At 66.0% G+C, this 24,784-nt stretch carries 21 protein-coding genes; 11 read left to right on the top strand and 10 right to left on the bottom strand.

Annotated elements, in window-relative coordinates:
* Position 1: 1 nt before the first annotated feature.
* From BAC01S_RS23250 to BAC01S_RS23230, 5 genes are all read left to right on the top strand, one after another.
* A complete protein-coding gene (locus BAC01S_RS23250; RefSeq protein ID WP_027796914.1) occupies positions 2–3,229 on the top strand; it encodes an efflux RND transporter permease subunit in 3,228 nt (1,075 codons plus the stop codon).
* Positions 3,230–3,231: 2 nt separating this feature from the next.
* Positions 3,232–4,782 carry an efflux transporter outer membrane subunit gene (locus tag BAC01S_RS32340; protein ID WP_245616659.1) on the top strand — a complete coding sequence of 517 codons (1,551 nt, stop codon included), beginning with the start codon at positions 3,232–3,234 and terminating at the stop codon, positions 4,780–4,782.
* 185 nt (positions 4,783–4,967) lie between these two features.
* On the top strand, positions 4,968–5,414 hold the full coding sequence (locus tag BAC01S_RS23240) for a helix-turn-helix transcriptional regulator (RefSeq protein WP_027796913.1): 447 nt from the start codon (positions 4,968–4,970) through the stop codon (positions 5,412–5,414).
* A complete protein-coding gene (locus BAC01S_RS23235; RefSeq protein ID WP_027796912.1) occupies positions 5,411–6,739 on the top strand; it encodes a type II toxin-antitoxin system HipA family toxin in 1,329 nt (442 codons plus the stop codon). The genes BAC01S_RS23240 and BAC01S_RS23235 overlap by 4 nt, the downstream gene beginning before the upstream one ends.
* Complete coding sequence (locus BAC01S_RS23230) at positions 6,736–7,446, top strand: Crp/Fnr family transcriptional regulator (protein ID WP_027796911.1); 711 nt, start codon at positions 6,736–6,738, stop codon at positions 7,444–7,446. The genes BAC01S_RS23235 and BAC01S_RS23230 overlap by 4 nt, the downstream gene beginning before the upstream one ends.
* Before the next feature lie 4 nt (positions 7,447–7,450).
* On the opposite strand, the gene BAC01S_RS23225 is transcribed toward BAC01S_RS23230, so the two are convergent.
* The 7 genes from BAC01S_RS23225 to BAC01S_RS23195 form a co-directional block, all read right to left on the bottom strand.
* Positions 7,451–7,705: a hypothetical protein gene (locus BAC01S_RS23225; RefSeq protein WP_027796910.1), complete on the bottom strand. Its 255-nt coding sequence runs from the start codon at positions 7,703–7,705 to the stop codon at positions 7,451–7,453.
* A gap of 131 nt (positions 7,706–7,836) precedes the next feature.
* Complete coding sequence (locus BAC01S_RS23220) at positions 7,837–9,231, bottom strand: DHA2 family efflux MFS transporter permease subunit (protein ID WP_027796909.1); 1,395 nt, start codon at positions 9,229–9,231, stop codon at positions 7,837–7,839.
* Positions 9,228–9,656: a MarR family winged helix-turn-helix transcriptional regulator gene (locus BAC01S_RS23215; RefSeq protein ID WP_027796908.1), complete on the bottom strand. Its 429-nt coding sequence runs from the start codon at positions 9,654–9,656 to the stop codon at positions 9,228–9,230. Before BAC01S_RS23215 ends, BAC01S_RS23220 begins: the two co-directional genes overlap by 4 nt.
* A gap of 168 nt (positions 9,657–9,824) precedes the next feature.
* The gene (locus BAC01S_RS32335; RefSeq protein ID WP_043203440.1) at positions 9,825–11,672 is read right to left on the bottom strand and encodes an AI-2E family transporter; all 1,848 of its coding nucleotides are present in this window, start codon (positions 11,670–11,672) and stop codon (positions 9,825–9,827) included.
* Positions 11,673–11,731: 59 nt separating this feature from the next.
* A complete protein-coding gene (locus BAC01S_RS23205; RefSeq protein WP_027796907.1) occupies positions 11,732–12,361 on the bottom strand; it encodes an MlaC/ttg2D family ABC transporter substrate-binding protein in 630 nt (209 codons plus the stop codon).
* A gap of 268 nt (positions 12,362–12,629) precedes the next feature.
* Entirely contained in the window at positions 12,630–13,037 is a 408-nt protein-coding gene (locus BAC01S_RS23200) for a VOC family protein (RefSeq protein ID WP_027796906.1), read from the bottom strand.
* Positions 13,038–13,269: 232 nt separating this feature from the next.
* Positions 13,270–14,715: a sigma-54 interaction domain-containing protein gene (locus BAC01S_RS23195; protein ID WP_027796905.1), complete on the bottom strand. Its 1,446-nt coding sequence runs from the start codon at positions 14,713–14,715 to the stop codon at positions 13,270–13,272.
* Positions 14,716–15,084: 369 nt separating this feature from the next.
* Here BAC01S_RS23195 and BAC01S_RS23190 point away from each other — a divergent pair, with 369 nt between their 5' ends.
* Entirely contained in the window at positions 15,085–16,485 is a 1,401-nt protein-coding gene (locus tag BAC01S_RS23190; RefSeq protein ID WP_027796904.1) for a GntP family permease, read from the top strand.
* Between the two features lie 94 nt (positions 16,486–16,579).
* On the opposite strand, the gene BAC01S_RS23185 is transcribed toward BAC01S_RS23190, so the two are convergent.
* The 3 genes from BAC01S_RS23185 to BAC01S_RS32330 form a co-directional block, all read right to left on the bottom strand.
* A complete protein-coding gene (locus BAC01S_RS23185) occupies positions 16,580–18,070 on the bottom strand; it encodes an aldehyde dehydrogenase family protein (protein ID WP_043203396.1) in 1,491 nt (496 codons plus the stop codon).
* A gap of 11 nt (positions 18,071–18,081) precedes the next feature.
* Positions 18,082–19,032 (bottom strand): agmatinase, encoded by a 951-nt coding sequence (gene speB, locus BAC01S_RS23180; protein WP_027796902.1) that lies wholly within the window; start codon positions 19,030–19,032, stop codon positions 18,082–18,084.
* Between the two features lie 136 nt (positions 19,033–19,168).
* Entirely contained in the window at positions 19,169–20,056 is an 888-nt protein-coding gene (locus BAC01S_RS32330) for a helix-turn-helix transcriptional regulator (RefSeq protein ID WP_084168797.1), read from the bottom strand.
* Positions 20,057–20,241: 185 nt separating this feature from the next.
* Between BAC01S_RS32330 and BAC01S_RS23170 the strand changes: the two genes are divergently transcribed.
* The 5 genes from BAC01S_RS23170 to BAC01S_RS23150 all read left to right on the top strand — a co-directional run bounded on the left by BAC01S_RS23170 (position 20,242) and on the right by BAC01S_RS23150 (position 24,676).
* On the top strand, positions 20,242–20,586 hold the full coding sequence (locus BAC01S_RS23170) for a cupin domain-containing protein (protein WP_027796901.1): 345 nt from the start codon (positions 20,242–20,244) through the stop codon (positions 20,584–20,586).
* Positions 20,587–20,656: 70 nt separating this feature from the next.
* Positions 20,657–22,075: an NAD(P)/FAD-dependent oxidoreductase gene (locus BAC01S_RS23165; RefSeq protein ID WP_245616663.1), complete on the top strand. Its 1,419-nt coding sequence runs from the start codon at positions 20,657–20,659 to the stop codon at positions 22,073–22,075.
* A 66-nt stretch (positions 22,076–22,141) separates the two neighbouring features.
* Positions 22,142–23,131, top strand: a complete 990-nt coding sequence (locus BAC01S_RS32325; RefSeq protein WP_084168795.1) for a LysR family transcriptional regulator — start codon at positions 22,142–22,144, stop codon at positions 23,129–23,131.
* 6 nt (positions 23,132–23,137) lie between these two features.
* Entirely contained in the window at positions 23,138–23,464 is a 327-nt protein-coding gene (locus tag BAC01S_RS23155; protein ID WP_156954517.1) for a hypothetical protein, read from the top strand.
* Positions 23,465–23,554: 90 nt separating this feature from the next.
* A complete protein-coding gene (locus tag BAC01S_RS23150) occupies positions 23,555–24,676 on the top strand; it encodes a polyamine ABC transporter substrate-binding protein (RefSeq protein ID WP_027796898.1) in 1,122 nt (373 codons plus the stop codon).
* The last annotated feature ends 108 nt before the right edge of the window (positions 24,677–24,784 follow it).

The following is a 24,784-nucleotide window of genomic DNA, read 5'->3' as shown; positions in this document are numbered from 1 at the left end:
CATGAACCTCTCAGAACCGTTCATTCGCCGGCCCGTCGCGACCACGCTCATCGCCGTGGGCATTGCCCTCTTCGGCATGCTCGCGTTCAAGCTGCTGCCCGTGGCGCCGCTGCCCGAGATCGACTTTCCGACCATCAACGTGACGGCTCACCTGCCGGGCGCCGATCCGGAGACGGTGGCGACCTCGGTGGCCACGCCGCTCGAACGCCAGTTCGGCCAGATCGCCGGCATCACGCAGATGACCTCGGTGAGCTCGCTCGGCGCCACGCGCATCACGATGCAGTTCGACCTGAACCGCGACATCGACGGCGCCGCGCGCGACGTGCAGGCCGCCATCAACGCCGCGCGCACGAACCTGCCCGCGAACCTCGACGGCAATCCGACCTATCGCAAGGTCAACCCCGCCGACGCCCCCATCCTCATCGTCAGCCTCACCTCCGACTCGGCCACGCGCGGGCAGCTCTACGACGCGGCCTCCACGGTGCTGCAGCAGAAGCTGCTGCAAACGCCGGGCGTGGGCGACGTGACCGTGGGCGGCGGCGCGCTGCCGGCCGTGCGCATCGAGCTGAACCCCGACCGCGTGAGCCACTACGGCGTGAGCCTCGAGCAGATCCGCACGGCCATTGCGAACTCCAACACCGACCTGCCGAAGGGCTCGGCGGCATTGAGCGGCGTGGCCTACACGATCGGGGCCAACGACATGCTGTACAACCCGGCCGACTACGCGCCCATCATCGTCAAGCGCGTGGGCAACGACGTCGTGCACATCTCGGACCTGGGCTACGTGCGCCAGGACGTGGAAAATCTGGAGAACTACGGACTTTCGGACGGCAAGCCGGCCGTGCTGCTGATCGTCTACAAGGAGCCGGGCGCGAACGTCATCGACACCGTGGACAACGTGAAGGCCGAGCTGCCGTTCCTCGAAGCGTCGATCCTGCCCACCATCCGGCTCAACATCCTGATGGACCGCACGGTCACGATCCGCGCTTCGCTGCTCGACGTGGAGATCACGCTGGCCGTTTCGATCCTGCTCGTCACGCTGGTGACTTTCGCCTTCTTCCGCAGCTGGCGCACGACGCTCGTGCCGGCCATCGTCGTGCCGCTCTCGCTGCTCGGCACGTTCGGCATCATGTACTTCCTCGGCTTCAGCCTGAACAACCTCTCGCTGATGGCGCTCACCATCTCGACGGGCTTCGTGGTGGACGACGCGATCGTGGTGGTCGAGAACATCATGCGCCACCTCGAACGCGGCGAGCGGCCCGTGCAGGCCGCGCTGAACGGCGCGCGCGAAGTGGGCTTCACGGTGCTCACGATCAGCGTGTCGCTCGTCGCCGTGTTCATTCCGCTCCTGCTGATGGGCGGCATTGTCGGGCGGCTGTTCCGCGAATTCTCGGTGTCGCTTTCCGCCGCGATCATGATGTCGATGCTCATCTCGCTCACGGTCACGCCCATGCTCTCCAGCGTGGCCCTGCGCGGCGCGCACGAAGGGCACCGCGAAGAGGAGTACCCCGACTCGCGCTTTCACCGCTTCTACGCGCGCACGCTCGGCTGGGTGATTCGCCATCCGCTGCTGATGGGCATGGTCACGATTGCGGTGCTGGCGCTGAACGTGATGCTCTACGTGGTCGTGCCCAAAGGCTTCTTTCCGCAGGAGGACACGGGGCGGCTGATCGGCTCCATCCAGGCCTCGCAGAGCATCTCGTACCGGCTCATGCAGCAGAAGTTCACGGCCATCTCGAAGCAGGTGCTCGCCAATCCGAACGTGCAGGCCGTGGGCGGCTTCATCGGCGGCACCAACGCGATCAACTCGGCAATCCTGTTCGTCACGCTCAAGCCGCTCGGCGTGCGCCACGCCACGGCCGACGAGGTCATCGCGCAGATCCGCCGCACGCTGGGCGACGTTCCGGGCGCGCGGCTCTATCTGCAGTCGGCTCAGGACATCACGGTGGGCGGCCGGCAAAGCGCGGCGCAATACCAGTACACGCTCACCGCCGACGACCAGGACGACCTCGACAAGTGGGTGCCGAAGGTGGTCGCGCTGATGCACAAGATCCCGATTCTCCAGGACGTCAACACGGACCAGCAGGACAACAGCATGCAGGCGACCGTGAACGTGAACCGCGATGCGGCGGGACGCCTCGGCGTGAACTTCGACTCGATCGACAACGCGCTCTACGACGCGTTCGGCCAGCGCCAGGTCTCGACGATCTACAAGTCGGCCAACCAGTACCACGTGGTGATGGAACTCGCGCCCGAGTACTGGACCGACCCTGCCGCGCTCAAAGGCATTTACGTGCCGGCCGGCGCGCCGAGCGCGGGCGGCGCCGGCTCGGGCGGCAGCGGCAGCCCGGCGGGCGCGAGCGTCATGACCTCGGCCAGCGAGACCGCCGCGCTCGCCGCGGCGGCTTCGGCTGCCGCCGCGGCCGGCCCCGCCAGCACCACCGTCACGCCCTCCACGGCCGTGCTTGCGAGCGGCGAGCCGCTCGTGCCGCTTGCCGCGATGGCGCGCTTCTCGATCGACCGCACGGCAATCTCGATCAACCACCAGGGCGTTTTCCCGGCCGTCACGGCGTCGTTCAACCTCGCGCCCGGCGCCTCGATCGGCCAGGCCACGCGCGAGGTCGACGACGCCGTCTCCCAGTTGCGCATGCCCGCCAGCATCACCGGCAACTTCGCGGGCACGGCGCAGGTGTTCCAGCAGTCGGTGTCGAGCGAGCCGCTCCTGATCGTGGCCGCGCTGCTCTCCGTGTACATCGTGCTCGGCATGCTCTACGAGAACCTGATGCACCCGCTCACGATTCTCTCCACGCTGCCCTCGGCCGGCGTGGGTGCACTGATCGCGCTGCTCGCCACGCATACGGAGCTCTCGATCATCGCGCTCGTCGGCGTGATCCTGCTGATCGGCATCGTGAAGAAGAACGCGATCATGATGATCGACTTCGCCATTACCGAAGAGCGCGAGCACAAGCTGCCCGCCGAAGAGGCCATCACGCGCGCGTGCCTGATCCGCTTCCGCCCGATCATGATGACGACGAGCGCCGCGATACTCGGCGCGCTGCCGCTCGTGTTCGGCTCGGGCTACGGGTCGGAATTCCGCAAGCCGCTCGGCATCTCGATCATCGGCGGCCTCATCTTCAGCCAGATGCTCACGCTCTATACGACGCCCGTCATCTATCTGTGGCTCGACCGGGCCTATCAACGCTTGCGTCGCCGCAAGAAGGAAGCATGACCATGACTACGCCGTCATTCTTCGCGCAGTCTTTTTCCCCGCGTCCCGCGCGTCCCATGCGGCGCCGCTGCGCGGCCGCGCTCGCGCTCCTGTGGCTCGCGGGCTGCGCCGTCGGCCCGGACTACCATAAGCCCGCGACCGAGATCCCGGCCACCTTCAAGGAAGGTGTGAACTGGCAGCGCGCCGAGGCGAATCCGCAGGCGTCGCTCTCGAGCAGTTGGTGGACCGTTTATAACGACCCGAAGCTGACCCAGCTCGTCGAGCGGTCGCTCAAGGCCAACCAGTCGATCGTCGCGGCCGAGGCCGCCTACCGGCTCGCGCAGGCCACCGTCGACGCCAGCGTGGCGAGCCTCTTCCCGGTGGTCACGGCGGGGCTCTCGGGCGCGCGCAGCGGCACGGGCCCAGGTGCCGCCACGAGCGGCGTGAGCCCGACGACGGGCAGCACGATCGTGGGCGTGCACAACACCGTGAGCGCAAACGTCGCCGCGAGCTGGGAACCCGACCTGTGGGGACAGATACGCCGCGAGATCGAATCGAGCAAGGCCAGCGCGCAGGCCTCGGACGCCCAGCTCGCGGGCGAGCGCCTCTCGATCGCCGCGAGCGTCGTGGACGACTACTTCGCGCTGCGCCAGGCCGATATCGACATCGCCTCGCTCAAGGCGCAGCGGGACATCGAGGCGCGCCTGCTCGACATCACGCGGTCGGCCTATTCCCAGGGCACGGCTTCGAACGACGACGTGCTCGCCGCGCAGGACGCGCTCGAACTCGTGGTGGCCGAACTGCAAACCACCGAGACCTCGCGCGAGCAGGACGAGCACGCCATTGCCATGCTGATCGGCGTGCCGCCCGCGAGCTTCACGCTCGCGCCGCAGCAGGATTACGCGTTCGGCACGCCGACGGTGCCGCTCTCGCTGCCGTCGCAGCTGCTGGAGCGGCGGCCCGACGTGGTGAGCGCCGAGCGCTCGGCAGAGGCGGCCAACGCGAAAATCGGCGTGGCCGAAGCCGCGTTTTTCCCGGTGCTGGACCTGAGCGCGCAGGGCGGCTTCGAGCACAACACGTTCGCGCATCTGTTCTCGCTGCCAAGCCGCGTGTGGACGCTCGGCCCGGACCTCGCCGCGACGATCTTCGACGGCGGCGCGCGCACGGCCGCCGTGCACGAAGCACAGGCGAGCTACGACGAGGCGGTGGCCAACTACCGGCAGGCCGTGCTGGGCGCGTTCCAGAACGTCGAGGACAGCCTGTCCTCGTGGAACCATCTCGCACAGCAGGAAACGGCCTACGCGAACATCTACCAGCGCAATCAGGCGCTGTTCGTGAGCGTTGAGGCGCAGATGAGCGCCGGCACGGCCAGCGAGGCAGGCCTGCTGACACAGCGGCTTACGCTGCTGCAGGCCGAACAGAACCTGAAGGATACGCAGGCGCAGCTGGTGCAAAGCAGCGTGGCGCTGATCAAGAATCTGGGCGGCGGCTGGCAGTGGGATGCGCACCGGGGCGCGGCCGTGGCGGCCGACAGCCCCCGCGACGACGCGCGCGAGGCGCAACAGGTGCAATAGCCTTACGGTCGGAGCGCCGCGAACGGATGCGGGTGCCCCGCCCGGCAACGCCGGCCGGAAATCGGCAATCCGGCTTTACAGCCTAAACCCTGTATTTTCAATTTACAGTTCATACGTTGTATTTTGAATTTACAGCCTGCAGGCTGTATCATCCGGATAGCGATCCCCGCGCCCTGGAGATCCCCGTGGACTATCCGATCAAGACCCTCAGCCAGTTGCGCCCGATCCTCGTGGGCTTCCGCAAGGAGGCCGGCCTCACCCAGGAGGCCATCGCCCGGCGTCTCGGCATCTCGCAGCAGAGCTACGCCGCCTTCGAAGCGAATCCGGAAACGGCAAGCGTCGAGCGGCTCTTTCGCGTGCTGAGGCAGTTCGACGTCGCGTTCAAGCTCGGCGCGCCTGAACCATCCGAATCCTCCGAACCATTCGCGCCATCGCTCGGTCCCGCCGCGCCGCCTGCCCGCATGCAGGCTCGCGCCGGCCGGAAAGAGGCCGGCGCCGCATCGCAGCCCAACGCCGCCAGCCGGCCCGCACCCGCGAAAACGGCGTCGTCCGCCTCGCGCAAGCGCCGCAACCCGCCGGCTGCCGGCAGCGGCGCGCAACACCCGCCCGGCAAGAAACGGGAGGACTGGTGAGCACGCGCCGCCCGGCGAACCGCCTCGACCTGTGGATGAACGGACTGCCGGTCGGGTACTGGGAAAACGTCCGCGGCGCCGAGCGTCTCGTGTATCTGGACAGCTGGATCGGCGACGAGCAGGGCCGCCCGCTCTCCCTCTCGCTGCCCTTCACGCCCGGCAATCAGCCCTACCGGGGCCGGATCGTCTCCGACTACTTCGACAACCTGCTGCCGGACAGCGACCGGATCCGCAGGCGGATCGCCGTCCGCTACCGGACCAGCGGGACCTCCCCTTTCGAACTGCTCGCGGCGCTGGGGCGCGACTGCGTGGGCGCGCTGCAGATACTCCCCGCCGGAGAAGAGCCCACGGGGCTCACGCGCATCAAGGGGCGTCCGCTCGGCGAGTCCGACATTGCGGCGCTCCTCAAGGAAACCACGGCTACCCCGCACGCGGGCGAGCACGAATCCGCGGACAACCTGCGCCTCTCCATTGCCGGCGCCCAGGAAAAGACCGCGCTGCTTCGCCACGGCGGTCAATGGCTGCTGCCCGAGGGCAGCACGCCCACCACCCACATCCTGAAGCTGCCGCTCGGCCTCGTGGGCAACATGCGCGCCGACATGCGCACGTCGGTGGAAAACGAATGGCTGTGCTCGAAGATCATTGCCGCCTTCGGCCTGCCCGTCGCGCATTGCGACATCGCCCGTTTCGACGACGCCAAGGCGCTCGTGGTCGAGCGATTCGACCGGCGCATGGCAAGCGACAGCCGCTGGATCGTCAGGCTTCCTCAGGAAGACATGTGTCAGGCAACGGGCACGCCCGGGCTCGACAAGTACGAGGCCGACGGCGGCCCCGGCATCGACGGAGTGATGGCGGTGCTCGCCGGGTCCGCGCGCGCAGAGGACGACCGCCGCAACTTCTTCCTCTCGCAGATCGTATTCTGGCTGCTCGCGGCAACCGACGGCCACGCCAAGAATTTCAGCATCGCCCTGCTCTCGGGCGGGCGGTATGCCTCGACGCCGCTCTACGACATTCTTTCGGCCCACCCCATTGTGGGACGCGGCCGCAACCATATCGCTCCGCAGCGCGTCAGTCTCGCGATGGCGGTGCGCGGGCGGAACCGCCACTACCGCATCGACGAGATCGCTCCCCGGCACTGGATCGCCCAAGGACAGCGAGTGGGGTTCGCCGCCGCGGAAATCGAGCAGATGATCGCGCGCGTGGCGACGGACGCGCCCCGCGTCATCGAAGCCGCTTCGGCACAAATTCCGGCCGATTTTCCCGAGGATATCGCCGAGGCGATCTTTTCGGGCATGCGCAGGCTCGCGGCGAGGCTTCATCAATGAACGCGCCGCAACGCTACCGCCCGCAACTGGAAACGACCGGCTGGTTCCACGGCCTGCCGGCCGAGCTCAAGGACTGGCTGATCGCCCACGGCTCGCTCATGGCGCTCGACAAGGGGCAACGGCTCTATCGCTACGGCGACCGCTCGAACGGGCTCTATGCGGTGCTGGATGGCGGGCTGGCCATCGGCACCGTCGGGGCGGACGGCAAGGAGGCACTTCTCGCCGTGCTCGGCCCGACGGCCTGGATCGGCGAAGTTTCGCTGTTCGACGGCTTGCCGCGTCCGCACGACGCCACGGCCGCCGGCCGCACCCTGCTGATGCACGTGCCCGAAGCGGCGCTGCTCACCCTGCTGGAAACGACGCCCGCGTATTGGCGCAACTTCGCACTGCTGATGGCGCAGCGGTTGCGCCTCTCGTTCGCGAACACCGAGGACATGACGCTGCTGCCCGCCGCGCAGCGGCTCGCGAGACGGCTGCTCTCCATCGCCGGCGGCTACGGCGGCCTGCACGAGCGCGGCGAACGCATCCGGCTTTCGCAGGAGCGTCTCGCCTCGATGGTGTCGCTGTCGCGGCAAACCACCAACCAGTTGCTCAAGAAACTGGAGAGTCGGGGCATCGTGGCCCTGAAGTCCGGGGAGATCGCGATCCTCGATTTCGCGCGGCTTGGCGCCGCAAGCCGCGGCGAAGGCGATTCCACTACCGCGTAGCCGCTCAAAGGCCCGCGGCGAAACGGTCGAGCGCGGCGACTTCGCTCGCGCGAGGCCAGGCTGCATCGAGCCGGCCCACGGCCTCCAGCAGCATGCGGCCCGCTCTCGTCAGCGACAGGCGAAGGTCGTCGCCCGAGCGCGATTCGAACGAAACCAGACGGCGCTCGAGCAGGGTGCCGAGTTCGGTGCGATTCATGTCGATCTGGTCCGGCGAATGACGGACCAGCATCAGCGTGGCAAATTCGTGCGGGCTCAACATCGGGTCGTCTCCCAGTAACAGTCATGCCGCAACCAAGGGGCACAGGGCCGCGTATGATCGGGGAGAAATGTGACGAACGCATGAATGTCACAAAAATTTCGTGTTACGGCCCGCGATGCTCGATCCTCTTCTCAGGCCTGCGCCGCGCGCCGGATTCGCCCCGGTAATAGCAGTGCCGCACCGAATGCCAGCAGATGCAGAACGGCGAGCACCACGAAAACCGGAAGGTAGGACTCCGAACGCAGGCCGCCCGAGTGCTGCGTCGCCAGCGAGACGACCACGGCCAACAAGGTGGTCGCGACCGGGCCGCCCAGCCGTTGCGCGATATTCAATGCCGTGTTCGCCACGGGAATCCGCGCTTTGGGAATCGAGGCATACGCGGCCGATATGGCCGGTATGCTGATCGTGCCCTGTCCCACCCCCGCCGCGAACAGGCCGATCACGGCCCACACCGCCGAAAAACCATGCCCGGCCATCCACACGAACGCGACCGTGCCGAGCAGAGCCAGCAACGCGCCGCTCGCCGCGACCGCACGGCCGCCGAATCTGTCGCTCAGGAATCCGATTGCGGGAAACGAGCACATCATGCCCACGCCCGTCACGGCAACGAGCCATCCCGCCTGCGAGGCAACCAGCCCGCAGCCCGCTATCAGGTACAGCGGCACGGCAAGCTGACGGCCATACAGGATGGCGTTGGCAAAGAACTGCGTGAACGCCGCAATGGAGAAAATCCGGTCCGCGAAGACCCGCACGTCGATCAGCGCCGTGCCGCCCTTGCGCGTCGAATGCCACAGGAATCCCGCCAGCAGCGCCGCACCGGCGAACAGGATCTGTAATCCTTCGGGATGCGAAGCATTCTGCAAGCCATAAATGAGCGCGACGAGGCCCGGCGAGATCAGCGCGAAGCCCGCGAAATCGAACGGACGCTTCTGCAAGGCGCCGCTATCGCCGGGGAGCAGCGACGCCGCCAGCACGACGCCCAGCAGGCCGACCGGCACGTTCAGATAGAAGAGCCAGGACCATGTGGCCCGCGCCAGGATGGCGCCGGCCACGACCGGACCCACAATGGGCGCGAGCAGTATGGGCAGGCTCGTGTAGCCCATGACGCGCGCCATGTTTTTCCCCGCCGCCCGCGCGATCATCATCTGCGTCATGGGCGCCAGAATGCCGCCGATGAGCCCCTGGAATACCCGCGCTCCGATCAGTTCCCCGACGGTTCGCGATGCGCCGCACAGCACCGACGCCACGGTAAACATCGAAAAGCAGATCATGTAGAGCCGCTTTGCGCCAATGCGATCGACCAGCCAGCCGTTGAGCGGCAGCATGAGCGTCATGGCCAGCAGATAGCCGCTCACGATCCACTGCACGGTTGCAACGGGCGAGTCGAAAACGCGGGCGATGGTGGAGAGCGAGACGTTGACGACCGTCGAATCGAGCTGCGCCATGAACGGCCCGATCGTGGCGACCATCGCCACCTTCCAGACCGCCCAGTCGACTTCGCCGGCCCGCTTGCCTGCCCCGCTCACGACCCGGCTATCCGGCGCATGATCGCGGCGGCCTTGAAGAGCGTCTCGCGCTCGTCCGCAGTGAGTTCCGCGATCGCCTCCGAAAGCCATACCTGCTTGGCCTCGCGAGTCTTCTTGCGCAACTGCAGGCCTTTCGGTGTCAGCTCGATCAGCATCTGGCGGCCATCGGTCTCGTGCGGCGTGCGCCCGACTAGACCCAATTCTTCCAGGGCCGCGATGGTCGTTCCCATCGACTGCGGCCTCATGCCCTCGGCGCGCGCCAGCGCCGCCGTCGTGGCCGGGCCTTCGTTGGCAAGGCGCGACATGACGACGGCCTCCGTCATGGAGAGTTCGTCCGCATGCGCTTCGCTGCGGGTACGCCGCACGACCAGACCGATCGTTTGCATGAGCTCGAGAGCGGCCTCGTCGAATGCCTTGGTACGCATGATTTCCGGAACGGTTTGGCAAGGGATGCATGAAAGCATGCCGCAAACCAGTCAAACTTGCAAGTTTACCTTGCAAGTTTGACTGGTTTTGGTCTCGCGGTGATGCCGCAGTGATGCCGCAGTGATACCGCAGTGATACTTTTGTCAGCGCACTCTGGCCGCCCCGGCCTAGCTCACCTGCCCCACCGCGCATTCCTCCACGAGATCGCGCAATGTCGCCGCGAGGCGCGCCCCCGGATCGTCGACGATGACGGGTCCCTCCTCGCGCCGCAGCGTGCCCACGCCCACAAGAATCTGCGCACGCGCAGTCCGCTCGCGCAGCCGTCGCACAAGGTTGCGCAGATAGGGCGGCGCCTCCGGCGTGTCGAGCGACACCACGCAGATTACGGGCGTGGCGTCCGGATCCACCATGCCCGCGCGCGTGCTGCGCACCTGCTCGTAGCTCGTCGTCACGCATGGCACGCCGCGCCGCGCGAGCAGTTGCGAGACGATGGCCGCGACGACGTCGTCGAACGCCCCGCGGCCCGGCACGCACAGCACGGGGTGGCCCTCGCCACGCGCCGGCGCGGCGCTTTCGATGCCCGGCCCTTCCGGCGGAAAATGGCGCGAGTCGTCCACGGATTCGAGGTCCTCGACAATATCAAGCAGTGCCTGGTTGATCCGCGCCAACTGCTCGGCAGGCAGCACGCCGCGCAATGCGTCGTTGCGCGCGAAACGCAGCCCCTCGAACACGACCTGCTCGTAGTAGTCGATCAGCGGCATCTCCGTGAGCAGCCGGTCCGCCTGCAGCAGCGCCTCGTGCGGGTCGTCGGCGAGCAGACGCTGATAGCAGGTCTGCGCCGGCGTGAGCGCGGGCTGGTCGCCCAGCAGGATGGTCAGGAAGTTGAGCCGGTCCACGTAGCGGCCGAGCGTGACGATGCATAGCGTGAGCGGCGTGGAAAGCACGAGCCCGACGGGGCCCCAGAGCCACGTCCAGAAGATCGCCGCCACCACCACCGCCAGCGGCGAGAGCCCCGAGCGGCGCCCGTAGAGCATCGGCTCCGCGAACTGCCCGGCCACCACGTCGACGACGATGAAAAGGATCAGCGTCGACACGGCCATCGTCCATTGCGGCTGGATGGCGGCGGCCAGGATAGTGGCAAGTACCGCCGCGATCCAGATGCCGATATACGGCACGAAGCGCAACAGCGCGGCCATGGCCGCGAACAGCAAGGCGCCCGGCACGCCGATGCCCGCGAGCCCGATGGCAATGACCGCCCCCACCGAAACGTTCACGCCCAGTTGCGCGACGAAGTAGCGCGACAGACGCTGGGAGGCGTCGTTGATGGCCGTCGTGGTGCGATGCAGATCCTCCGAGCCGAACACGCTGATCAGCCGGTCGCGCAGATCCTCGCGCTGCAGCAGGATGAAGATCGTCACCACCAGCACGATGAAGCCGGTTTCGAGCGGCCCGATGACAGGCGACAGCGCCCGCTGCGCGAGTTGCAACGGCGTAGGCGCGGGCGTGTGAACCTCGACGGGCATCGGCACCGCGGGCGCGTTGCGCGCGGCCCGGCCGCGCGGCGGCGGCGGCGCGGGCGGCGGCGTGGGCGTGATGCGCTGCAGTGCGGCCGCGGTGCGCGTCATGAGGCTGTCGGCGCGGCCCACGGTCTTTTCGTGGACCGTTTCCACTTTCTGTTCGATCGCCTCCTGGTATTGCGGGAGATCGGCGGCAAGCTGGACGATCTGCGCGGTGATCAGCGCGCCGGTGCCGGCGAGGGCGAGCACCGTGGCGAGCACCGCGAGGAAGATCGACAGGAATTGCCCGAGATGCAGGCGGCGCAGCGCCGTCACGAGCGGCGCGAGCAGGAAGCTCAACAGGACCGAAAGCGTGATGGGTATCAGCACTTCCCGCCCGAAATACAGCCCGCAAACCACGACCACGCCGGTGATCACGGACGCGAGGCCGTGCAGCGTGGGCGAGCTGGGCGGAAAAACACGGTTGCGCCGGCCATGCGGCGGCAAGGGAAAATTCATGTCGTAGCGAGGCGATTTCATGGGGCGGCCCGGCGGACCGTCTGCGGGATCATGGAGGCTCATGACTTGCCCGGGGAAAGTTCCTGGTTGCGCGAGGCGAGGAACTGGATCAGGCCGTCGATGCCGCCTTCCTGGATCTTCTCGCTGAACTGCTGCCGGTAGGTCTGGATGAGCCACGCACCCAGCACGTTCAGGTCGTAGAGCCGCCAGCCCTGGGGGGTCTTGTACAGCCGGTAGTCGATCTCGACGGGCTTGCCGCTCGTTTGCGCCAGTGTGCGCACGACGGCGTCGGTGTCGCCGGGCGCGGTGCGCATCGGCAGATATTCGATCTGCTGGTCGGGCGTGAGTTGCGCGAGCGCGCCCGAATACAGGTGGATCAGCAGCAACTGGAACTGCGTGACGAGTTGCTCCTGCTGCTCCGGGGTGGCCGTGCGCCAGTAGTGCCCCATCGAAAGCCGCGTGGTGCGGCGGAAGTCCACGTAGGGCAGGATATCGCGGTCCACGATGCTGCGGATGCGGGCGATGTCGTCCGGGGCGATCGCCTGTGTCCGCACCTCGTCCAGCACTTGCTGGGTCGCGGTCTTGATGAGCGCCTGCGGATCGGACTGGTCGACGGCGCTCTCGGCCAGCACCGGCGCGGCGGGCGCCAGCGAGACCAGCAGCACGAAAACGAGGAATAGCCTTTTCATTGAAATCTCGCAGGTGGGGCCGCGCAGTCGGGCCCGAATCGCGCGGACCATGCCGATCAGTCTATCGGTTCGGGGCGAGGAAGGTCGGAATGCTGGTGGGCCGGCGCGGCACGACCTTCAATCTTGCACTGAAACAGCGCTTCAAAGCAAATCGCGTACCAGCGCATGGCAGTACCTGCAAGTCTACAGGGCCCAACCGGGACCGGGCCGCCGGATCCCCACCCCTGCCGGCCCGGCTATGCTTTTGTAAAAACTTCAGCCCCGGATATCACTCCTCGAACGTGCCGCGATATTCCGGCGCGGCGTCCCGTCTCGTGTTGATCTCGAACATCACGCCGCCCGGCGCCCGGCAGAAGAAGCGCGAACCGCGTCCATTGTTGAACACCCCGGTCTCCATCTCCACGCCCTCTCCCCTGAATCGTTCGTACAACTGTTGAACTGCTTCGAAGCTCGGCAGCTCGAACCCGGCATGGAAGGCGCGAGGCCATACGGGCGCATCGCCTTCCGTGTGGTCGATCACCACGTCGAAGCCCGGGCGCTTGAGGATATATGAACGCTCCCATGTTCCCGAGATCGTGAAGCCCAGGTAGCGTTCGAAGAAGGCGGCCGTGGCAACCGTATCGGCCGAAGGAAAGCTCAAGTGATTGAGCTTCATGCTCTTGATGTAATCAGTCATCGTCGTTCTCACGTAATACGGCAAAGGCCCCATGCCCTGGCCAATCGACGACATCAGAATATAAGTAAAAGCTCGCATTCCTCAACTCGCATTGCAAGCCTGGCAGCCAGCCGGCCAACCTCAATCAGGACAAGGGTTTCGGCGTGCCAATCATCTCCCGGAGCGCAGGTTGCTCGTTTTCGCGCAGCGGCGGGCGCCGCCCGCGAGCAGGGTTTAGCCCGGCCGAGCGCGATCAGATTTCAATGCCGAGCGCGACGATACGCCGGTAGAGTGTTGCGCGCGCCATGCCGATTCGCGCGGCGGCCTGCGCCACATGGCCGTCTGCCGCACGCAGGGCATCGGCCAGGAAGCGCCGCTCGAACTCGCGCATCGCGTCGCTGTAGTTCGACGCTTCGATGCCTCCGCTCGCGCCATGCGTGGCTTCGGTCCCACCGCCGCCCTGCGCGCCCCCATCGCCGATGAAGCTCGCAAGCGAACGGCCATCAATGCGCTCGCTTTCCGAAAACAGCACGGCACGCTCCAGCGTATTGCGCAGTTCGCGCACGTTGCCAGGCCATGCATACGAACACAGCAGCGCCAGCGCGTCGCGCTCCAGTTCGAGGCGCCCCGCGCCGGTCTCCACGGTGAGCTTGTCGAGGATCGCGCAAGCAATGGCCTCGATGTCGATCAGGCGCTCGCGCAGCGGCGGCACGCGGATCGTCAGCACGTTGAGGCGGTAATAGAGGTCCGCGCGAAACTTGCCCTGCGCCACGAGCGCGGGCAGGTCGGCCGAAGTCGCGGCGATGATGCGCACGTCGGCGCGAACGATGCGGTTCGAGCCGAGCGGCTCGAACTCCTGCTCCTGCAGCACGCGCAGCAGCTTGCCCTGCAGCGCGAACGGCATGTCGCCGATTTCGTCGAGAAAGAGCGTGCCGCCGCTCGCCAGCTCGAACTTGCCGATGCGCCCCTTGCGGTCGGCGCCCGTATATGCACCCGCTTCGGCGCCGAAGAATTCCAGCTCCAGCAGGGTGTCGGGAATGGCCGCGACGTTGACCGTCACGAGCGGCCCGTCGGCACGCCCCGAGGCGCCATGGATCGCGTGGGCCAGCAGTTCCTTGCCGGTGCCCGTCTCGCCCAGCAGCAGGACCGGAGAGGCGAGGCGCGCGGCGCGCCGCGCCTGCCGCTTGACCTCCAGGCTGACCGCGCTCGTGCCAATGAGGCTCGAAAAGCTGTACTTGGGGCGGCGCACCTGCGCGAGCGAGTGCCGCGTGCTGATCAGCTCGGCGCGCAGGCGCGCGTACTGGCTCACGAGCGGCGACAGCCCCTTGATCTCGTTGAACAGGACGAAACCCACCGCGCCGATCGTCTCGCCGTCGTCGCCCTTGATCGGCAGGCGCGTGACGACGATAGAGTCGCGATCGGTTTCGAGAATGTCGAGCAGGATCGGCTCGCCGGTCTGCACGACCTCGCGCATCATGCTGTTCGGAATGACGGTCTCGCAGTCGAGGCCGATGACGGCCTGCGGATCGTCGAAACCGAAACGCGCAGCGTAATGCCGGTTGATCCAGACGACCCGCGCATTGCGGTCGACGATCACGGTCCCTTCGCTGAAATTTTCGAGTGTCTTGAAGAGCGACTGCATCGCCAGCCGTCTCACGTGGTCGTAGTCGGCGAGCAGCGCGGGAGGTTTAAGTTCCATCCGGTATTCCGTGGGGTGCGGGCCTGGCTCAGGCCTTGATTCTCATTTCCGGGACGCATTATCCCAGAAGCGAGATCGCAGCGCAGGCAAGCACACAAAGGCATGCGCGTGCTGCCGGCAATGGTGGTCGGCTACGATTTGCTCTCGCGCCTCAATTCGCATCTCAAATTTGGGACGCTGAGGCGCCACGCGAAGCTGCCGAGGCGGTTCAGCACCCCGCCGGAACCCGGCGACACACCGCTGACCCGCCAGCAGCAAGGCTGTTCTTCAACTGGCATACTTCGTGCGTAAAGCCGGCGTCGCGCACAACCGCCGCGCGATCGCACGATGCGCAGACCACGCGCGCACAAACAAACCCCTGGAGACAAGATGTCCTTTGTAATTGTGATCGCCGCCCTGGCGTTCCTGATGCTGGTGGCCTACCGCGGCTACAGCGTCATTCTCTTCGCCCCCATCGCCGCGATGGGCGCCGTTCTGCTGACCGATCCCGCCGCCGTCGCGCCCGTCTTTTCGGGCATCTTCATGGACAAGATGGTCGGCTTCGTGAAGCTCTACTTCCCGGTGTTCCTGCTCGGCGCCGTCTTCGGCAAGGTCATCGAACTCTCGGGCTTTTCCGAGGCGATCGTTGCGGCCGCAATCCGGTACATCGGCCGCTCGCGCGCCAATGCCGTGATCGTTGCCGTGTGCGCGCTGCTGACCTACGGCGGCGTGTCGCTTTTCGTCGTGGTGTTCGCCGTCTACCCGTTCGCGGCCGAACTCTATCGCCAGAGCAACATTCCGAAGCGGCTGATGCCCGGCGCGATCGCGCTCGGCGCCTTTACGTTCACGATGGACTCGCTGCCCGGCACGCCGCAGATCCAGAACATCATCCCCACCACGTTCTTCAAGACCACCGCCTGGGCCGCGCCCGTGCTCGGCACCATCGGCTCGCTCTTCATCATCGTGGTGGGTCTCGCCTATCTCGAGTGGCGCCGCCGTGCGGCCATGGCGAAGGGCGAAGGCTACGGCACCTCGCTCGTGAACGAGCCGGAGCACGTGCAGACGGCCAATCTGCCGAATCCCGTGCTCGCCATCGCACCGCTCGTGCTCGTGGGCGTGGCCAACTTCGTGCTCACCAAGCTCATTCCGCAGTGGTACGGCGCAAGCTACACCGTCTCGCCCGACGTGCTGCCGGGCGTCCACACGCCCGTGAGCGTGCCCGTGAAGAGCGTGGTCGCAATCTGGGCCGTGGAAGGTGCGCTGCTGCTCGGCGTCCTGCTCGTCATCGTGACGGCGTTCGGCCGCGTGAAGGAGCGCTTTGCGGCCGGCACCAGGACCGCCGTGGCAGGCGCGCTGCTCGCCACGCTCAATACGGCTTCCGAATATGGCTTCGGCGGCGTGATCGCGGCGCTGCCGGGCTTTCTCGTGGTCGCCAACGCGCTCAAGGCCATTCCGAATCCGCTCGTCAACGCGGCCGTTTCGGTATCGGCGCTCGCGGGCATCACCGGATCGGCGTCGGGCGGCATGAGCATCGCGCTCGCCGCCATGTCGGACACTTTCATCAAGACCGCGCAGACCATGCACATTCCGCTGGAAGTGCTGCACCGCGTGGTGGCCATGGCCAGCGGCGGCATGGATACGCTCCCGCACAACGGCGCCGTCATCACGCTGCTCGCCGTGACGGGGCTCACGCACCGCGAGTCGTATCGTGACATCTTCGCAGTCACGATCATCAAGACGCTTGCCGTTTTCTTCGTGATCGCCGTGTACTACGCGACCGGGCTCGTTTGAGGGGTGTGATTCGTGTGCCGGTCCCCGTCATGGCGGGACCGGCACACGCGACACATGGCGCACCGCGTAACGCACCGATGTGCAATCCTGAACTTCAGGATACCGAGACCTGAATGGCGTGCCGCAGCTCCTGGAAGCTGCGCAAGCCCGCAAGACCCAATTCGCGCCCTATGCCGCTCAGGCCAAATCCGCCCCACGACACCTGCGGATAGATGAGCTGCGGCGTATTCACCCACACGAGCCCCACGCGCACGGCGCGCCGATAGCGTTGCGCCATGGCTTCGCTACGCGTGACGACCGTGGCCACCAGCCCATAGCGCGTGTCGTTGGCGAGCGCAATGGCATCGGCATCGGTGCGAAACGACTTGACGCACGCAACGGGGCCGAAAATCTCTTCGGTCCACAGAACGTTGTCGGCCGCCGGTTCGGCAATCACCACGGGCGCCATGAAAAAGCCGTCGTCGGCATCCTCCCTGTCTTGCCCGCGGAATGCGACCTGCGCGCCGCCGCGGATGCCGGCCTCGACGAGCGACTGAACGCGCGCGCGCTGCGCCGCCGAAATGAGCGGCCCCATTCCCGCCCCCTGGGTTCCAGGCGGCGCGACCACGAGCGCGGTCACAGCCGTTTCGAATGCCGCCATGAACTTGCGGTACAGACTGTCGTGCACGAGAATGCGCGCGGTGGCCGAGCACATCTGCCCGGCGTTCGCGAACGCGCCGCCTACCGCGAGCGAGACAGCCAGATCGACATCGGCATCCTCGCGCACGATCAATGCAGACTTGCCGCCCAGTTCGAGCGTCACGCGCTTCATGTCCTCCGCTGCGGCGCGCATCACATGCTTGCCGGCGGCCGTGCTGCCGGTGAACGAAATCTTGTCGATGAGCGGGTGCCGCGTAAGCAGCGCGCCCACCTCGGCGCCGCCGTTCACGACATTGAGCACGCCCCCGGGCACGCCGGCTTCGGCGAGCAGGTCCACGAGCGCGTGTTCCGTGGGCGAGGTCAGCTCCGACGGCTTGAGCACGACCGCGCAGCCGGCCGCGAGCGCGGGAGCCAGCTTCCACGCCGTCGTCACCATCGGAAAGTTCCACGGTACGATCAGCGCGGCCACGCCGACGGGATCGTGAAAGCGCTCCGCCGCCACCTCGGCGCCCGGGAGCGGCACCGGCTCGGCGTGGAACGCGGCAGCTTGCGTACACAGTTCGGCGTACCAGGCAAAAGTCGCCGCTACGTCGCTCACGTCGGTCGAGGCCTCCGCGGGAGGCTTGCCGCTCACGCGCATCTGCAGCACGGCCAGTTCGTCGCGCCGGGCCTCGACCAGATCGGCGACCTTGTGCAGGATTGCACCGCGCTGCGCCGGCGTGGTGTCACGCCAGCCGACGAAGGCCTCGCTCGCCGCGCGCACGGCTTCGTCGATCTGCGCGGCGAGCGCGCTCTCCTGCCAGCCTATCGTGGCGCCGGTGGAAGCGTTGCAGATCGCGCTGCGGCCCTCGGTGCCGCTCGCATGCACGGCACGCCCGGCAATACGGGCGGCAGGCAGCACGGGCAACTCGCCGGCGCCGCCGTCAAACCATTCTGTCCTGTTCATCGTGTGCGCCCTCAACGATAGTGAACGCCCGGCATCACGCAGAGCATCTCGTAGGCGAGATTCGCGCCCACGAGCACTGTCGTGCCAGCCTGGTCGTAGGGCGGCGAGACTTCCACGAGATCCGCGCCGACGACATTGAGCCCCTTCATGCCGCGCAAGATCTCCAGACCTTGCTGCACGGTCAGGCCGGCTACCTCGGGCGTGCCCGTACCCGGCGCGAAGGCGGGATCGAGCCCGTCGATGTCGAAGCTCAGATAAACGGGTGTGTCGCCCACGCGCGCGCGCACCTCTTCCATGAGCGGTACCAGCGAACGGTTCCAGCAGGCCTCGGCCTGCACTACCGTGAAGCCTTGCGCGCGGCACCAGTCGAAGTCGTCGGCGTGATAGCCGGTGCCGCGCAGACCGATTTGCGTGACCTTGTCGCATTGCAGCAGCCCGTCTTCCACGGCGCGGCGAAACGGCGTGCCGTGAGCGATCTTCTCGCCGAACATCGTGTCGTTGACGTCGGCGTGCGCGTCCACGTGCACGACGGCGACCTTGCCGTACTTCTTGTGCAGCGCACGCAGGATCGGCCACGCGATCGTGTGGTCGCCGCCGAGCGTGATGGGGCGGCAGCCGTTGGCGACAATGCGATCGTAAGCGGCTTCGATCAGGCGAATCGAGTCCTTGAGGTCATAGGGATTGGTGGCGACGTCGCCGATATCGGCCACCTGCAGCGAATCGAACGGCGCCGCGCGCGTCGCCATGTTGTATGGACGCAGCAATACGGACTCCGTACGGATCTGGCGCGGGCCGAAACGGGCGCCGGGACGGTTCGAGGTGCCGATATCGAGCGGCACGCCAACGAAGCAGGCATCGAGCCCTTCGGTGGTGGCGGCGTGCGGCAGCCGCATCATCGTGGCGATACCGCCAAAGCGCGGCATGTCGTTGCCGCCGAGCGGCTGGTTGAATTCGCGCGTCATGGCGACTGTCTCCTCATCGGTGAAAACGATCGAGCCGATGATAAGTGGAGAACGTGCGCGCAAAAATTCGAAAGACGCGGTGTTTACATCGAAGTTATCGATGTAAACACCGCGTCTTTTCCGCGAAAGCGCGGGATTACCCTGAGATCGTGTCGGGCTGGGTGTGGCCCGCGGTAGCGCGAATGCCGCCCTGCTCGCAGGCGGCAGTCACCCGCGCCACGAGTTCGCGCTTGTTGCCGACACCGAGTTTCGCAAACGCACGCTTCGCATAGGACTCCACCGAAGCGTGCCGCACGCCGAGGATTTCCGCGGTTTCGGGCAAGGTCTTGCCGGAGATGAAGTGCTTGCAAGCCTCGTATTCGCGTTTCGACAGACGAATGCCGCCGGCTGCGACCATGGCGTCGAAGCGGGTTAGGGGAACGTCGGTCGATTTTCTCTGCGCAACGAGCCGTGCCGCCGTGGTGGACGCGTGCAACTCCAGCGCGGGAAAGAGAAAGTCGCTCACGCAACGAAACTGCCGCATCTCTTCCAGCGAAAAGGACGGGCGGTCCAGCGACCGCTCGAGCGCAATCGAAAGCTGGGCAAAGCGCGTGCCGCGGGCCAGCACGCATTCGTGCCCGATCGAAACATCGTCGTAAATGCGCTTGCGGAATTCGCCTGGCGGAATCGCTTCGATGTCGCGCACCACAAGCAAGGTGCCAATCTTGCCGCGTATGCCCGCGAAAAGGGGATCGTTAGCCTGGAAGCGCTCGTAGTAGAGCGTCATGACCTCCGAAATCTCCGTGTCGGCCCTTTCGATACCGCTGCTGCCGATCCATTCGCAGCGATACCCCGACGGCATCGTATCGTCCACGCGCGAGCGCTCCACGTGCGCGACGTCGATCGGAATCACGCTGTTGAGAAACCTGGCCAATTGGGGCACGAAGTCAGGTGTCCCGATGACCTCGACCATATCGCCCATCGACTTGAACGTGACGGGAAGCGGGTCGGTGTTTTTACTGGAGGGGGAAGTATTTAGCAGCATGCCGTTCTACCTGTGGCAGTTGCCGCCAGTATAGCAGCGCCTTTTGCGCGGTTGGACCGCCGCGCCGAAAGCGGGGGCCCCCCGCGATAAAAGCAAGTTTGCCCCCCCCGAATCCGGGGCATACCGGGCAAGCCGGAATCGATAACTTCCTGCTTACCTTATCGACGGTTGAGCGAGACATAAAAATGAGCAAGCTGATTCAAGACATCGTGTTGCTGGGCGCGGGTGAAGGCGAATTCACCAGGCTGGAATTCGGCATGGACGAAATCGACTGGCGCGGCGCGGCGGGCGAAAGCCGCAACTACGTGGCCGGCTGGTGGGAAGGCAAGGTCGGTTCCGTCGACTTCCCCGAAACGGCGGCCGACGAAGCGGTCTGGCTGACCGAGGGCCGCATTGCACTGACCGATGTTGCCGGCAACCGCAAGGAATTCCGCGCCGGCCAGGGCTACCTGCTGCCCGCCGGCTTCGCGGGCCGCTGGGAAACGCTCGAAGACGCCAAGAAGTTCTACGTCGTGCTCGAACGCGCGTAACGTCGCGCCGCGGCGCGCCACTATCAGAAAGATCATGAGTGAAATCATGGAGAGGAGAACGGCGGCGAAGATGGCCGCCCGGGACCGGCACGCGCCGGTGACGCCGGACGTCGAAGCCGCGCTTGCGAACGCGAAGCTCTCCCCGTATTGGCTCGACAATCCCGCGGCACCCTCCGCCGAACCGGAACTGAGCGGCGAAACGAAGGCGGACCTGCTCATCATCGGCGGCGGCTTCACGGGCCTGTGGGCAGCGGTGCAAGCGAAAGAGTTGATGCCCGAACTGGACGTCGTGGTGATCGAGGCGAACCTCGTGGCGCACGGCGCCTCGGGGCGCGCCGGCGGCATCATCTCCACTTCGGTGATGCATGGCCTGCCCAACGCGGTACGCGTGTTTCCCAACGACATCGACCAGCTCGAACAGTTCGGCCAGCATAACCTCGACGGCTTCGAGGCCACGCTCAAGCGCTACGGCATCGATGCGGACATCGAATGGAACGGCGAAATGACCGTGGCCGTCGATCCCGATCATCTGGGCCATCTGCGCGCCGACTACGAGCTTCACAAGAGCCACGGACACGACGTGGTGCTGCTCGGCCGCGAAGCAACCCGGGAGCAGCTCGACTCGCCGCTCTTCGCCGGCGCGCTGTGGTCGCGCAATCGCAGCGGCATCGTGCACCCCGCGAAGCTCGCATGGGGGCTCAAGCGCGCGGCGCTCTCGCTGGGCGTTCGCCTTTACGAGCACACGCCGCTCGTGACGGTCGCCGACGAGGGCAGCACGGTGTACGTGAGGACGCCTGAAGGCGGCGTGCGCGCCCCGCGCGTGCTGTTCGGCAGCGGCACGGCGAAAGTCGGCGTGCCCGATATCAACCGCCGCGTGATGCAGGTGCGCGACCATGTGCTGGCCACGGAGCCGCTCACCGACGAGCAGCTCGCGCGCATCGGCTGGACGAATCGCCAGGGCATCTACGACACGCGCACCCAGCTCAACTATTTCCGCCTGACCCGCACCAACAGCATCATCTTCGGCGGACTCGTGAGCTATCACTTCGACGGCAATCCGGATCCGCAGCAGGATCGCCAGCGCGAAACGTATGCGCGGCTCGCGCAGGCGTTCTACAAGACGTTTCCGCAGCTCGCCGACGTGCGCTTTTCGCATGCGTGGGGCGGGCCGATCGATTATTGCTCGCGCGGTTCGGTCTTCGCGAAGCGCTACCTGGACGGCAAGGGCGTGTTCGTCGCGGGCTACACGGGCTTCGGCGTGGCCGCAAGCCGGTTCGGCGCCTTCATGGGCCTGAACATCCTCTTCGATCGCAGTAGTCCCGAACGCAAGCTCGATATCGCCAACCAGAGTCCGACGTGGATTCCGCCAGAGCCGTTCCGCTGGATAGGCGCCAAGATCACCTTCCACGCGTTCGACGGCGCGGATGCGGAAGGCGGCTGGAAGCGCGCATGGATCAACGGGCTGAAGTCCATGGGCTTTCCGATGTAAGCGACCGACGGCCTGCGCGCCGCGGTCGAGCGGTGCCAGGCAGTCCGAATTGCAGGATGCATCACGATGTTTTCGAATACCTCCGACCTCGATTTGCGACTGATCCGTGTGTTCCTGGCAGTCGTGGACGCCCGCGGCATCACGGCGGCCGAAGCGTCGCTCGGCGTGCGTCAGTCGACGATCAGCACGCAGCTCTCCGTGCTCGAAGCGCGGGTGGGCTTCAAGCTTTGCGAACGGGGACGCGGCGGCTTTCGGCTGACCTCGAAGGGCGAGCGCTTTGCCGCGACGGCTCGCGAGCTGATGAGCGCCACGAGCGAATTCGTGGCGCGCGTGCGCGAGATCGACCGCAAGCTGGTGGGCACGCTGTCGATCGGCCTGATCGGCCATGCGCCGCTCGTCGAGAACACGCGGGTGGCCGAAGCCATAGGCGCATTCCAGCAGCGCGACCAGGCGGTGAGCATTTCGATGAAGGTGAAGTCGCCTCAGGAGCTGGAGGAAGGGCTCATCAATCGCCAGTTGGATCTCGCTATCGGCTACTTCTGGCATCGTGCGCCCGGGCTCGTCTACCAACCGCTCTTCACCGAAAGACAGGTCATTTACTGCGGTCGCGGGCATCCGCTCTTTCACGCGCAAGCGCCGATCACCGCGGACGACCTGAGGAGCCGCAATTGGGTATGGCGCAGCTACCCGATACCGGAGGAACAAACGGGGTTCACGGAGCGCCGCGTGACGGCGCACGCGGACAGCATCGAGGCAGCGACGATCCTGATCATGTCGGGCGGCTACGTCGGCTACCTCCCTGCCCATCACGCGGCCCCGTTCGAGCAAAGAGGGCTCATCCGGGCACTCGGCAAGGCGGAGTTCAGCTTCGACGTGCCGCTGCATCTCGTCATGAGGCGTAGCGCGGCGGCAAGGCCGATTGTCGACGCGTTTGTCGAAGATCTGCTCGACGTGTATGGACAAAGCACCGATGCCCGCCATCGGCCCGATCGGGTGGTCGCGAGGTCGATCACGATAGCGAGCGCCGACGAGGACGAGCCGGTGTTGAGCGGGTAGCAGCGGGTGGCGGCAGCATCAGGCCTGGCGAAAGCAGCCCCAATGAAAAAATTCCACGCCGCGCCGCACATCATGTGCAGGCAGGGCATTCCACAGGAGTGGGAGACAATGGTTGCAAGCAATTTCGTGCAAGTCGAGACATTCGGCTTCGCACCTCTTCGCGATCTCTCGCATCACGCGCGATCGATCGCCCTCTTCGATCTGCTGTTCGGCGAGATCGACACGTTTTCCAGCTCGGTGCCCGGCTGCTATCCGGCGCCGGTGCGGTTGTCCGCGTTCACGATCGCGCTACGAAAGCGATCGTCACGACCCTCGCCTTCATTCACGGCCTGAACGGCCAATTCTTTTTGTTACGCCGTTTGCTGTGCGGTTTGCTCAACGGGCGGCGGCGGCGCCCGATCATTACCTTCAGGAAATACCAGCATGAGCTTTTGCCCTCTTCGTCGCGCGACCACTGTGGCCGCAGCCACCCTGTTTGCGGGCCTTTCTGTCGCCGCGAGCCAGCCTGCTGAGGCGGCCGACGGCGTCTTGAACGTCTATAACTGGTCCGACTACATTGCGAAGGACACGATCCCCGACTTCGAAAAGCAAACGGGTATCAAGGTCAAATACGACAACTACGACAGCGACGACACGCTGCAGGCCAAGCTGCTTGCGGGCAACTCGGGCTACGACATCGTCGTGCCCTCGTCGAACTACATGGCCAAGCAGATCCAGGCCGGCGTCTACCAGAAGCTCGACAAATCGCAGATTCCGAATCTGAAGAACCTGAACCCGACGCTCATGAAGATGATTGCCGATAGCGACCCGGGCAATCAGTACGGTGTGCCCTGGGCCTACGGTATCGACGGTGTCGCCTATAACGAGCAGGCCGTCAAGAAAGTGCTCGGCGACAAGGCGCCCGTGGACAGCTGGGCCCTCGTGTTCGATCCGCAATATCTCTCGAAGCTGAAGGGCTGCGGCGTCTCGTTCCTCGACCAGCCCGCCGACGTGTTCGCGGCGACCCTGCAATACCTGCACAAGGACCCGAACAGCACGAACCCGGCCGACTATCAGGCGGCGTTCGAAGTCCTGAAGAAAGTTCGCCCGTACATCACGCAGTTCAATTCGTCGGGCTACATCAACGACCTCGCCAACAACGACGTCTGCGTGGCCGTGGCGTACTCGGGCGACGTCGGCATCGCGCGCCGCCGCGCCGAGGAATCGAAGCGTCCGTACACCATCCGTTTCTCGAACGTGAAGGAAGGCGGCGTGCTGTGGTTCGACATGATGGCCGTGCCGAAGGACGCCCCGCATCCGCAAGCCGCGATGAAGTGGATCAACTACATCGAAGATCCGAAGGTCAACGCGCAGATCACGAACGAAGTGTTCTATCCCACGGCCGACGCCGCCGCTCGTCCGTTCGTGACGCCGGCCGTCGCCCAAGACGCGAGCCTCTACCCGTCCGAAGAGGACATCAAGAAGATGACCCTGCTGAAGTCGCTGCCGATCGAGATCCAGCGCCTTGAAAACCGTTTGTGGGCCCAGCTCAAGACGGGCCACTGACTATCTGAAGCAGAGACAAAGGAGACACTGCGATCATGAAATCGACGCCTTCAGTCAACGCCCGTCAGGCCGCGCCCGCGCCGGCCGCCGCGTCGCGGGACGCGTTCG

This window comes from Paraburkholderia acidipaludis NBRC 101816 (genome assembly GCF_000684975.1).
GTDB lineage: Bacteria > Pseudomonadota > Gammaproteobacteria > Burkholderiales > Burkholderiaceae > Paraburkholderia > Paraburkholderia acidipaludis.
This window is presented reverse-complemented; position numbering and strand designations above follow the sequence as displayed.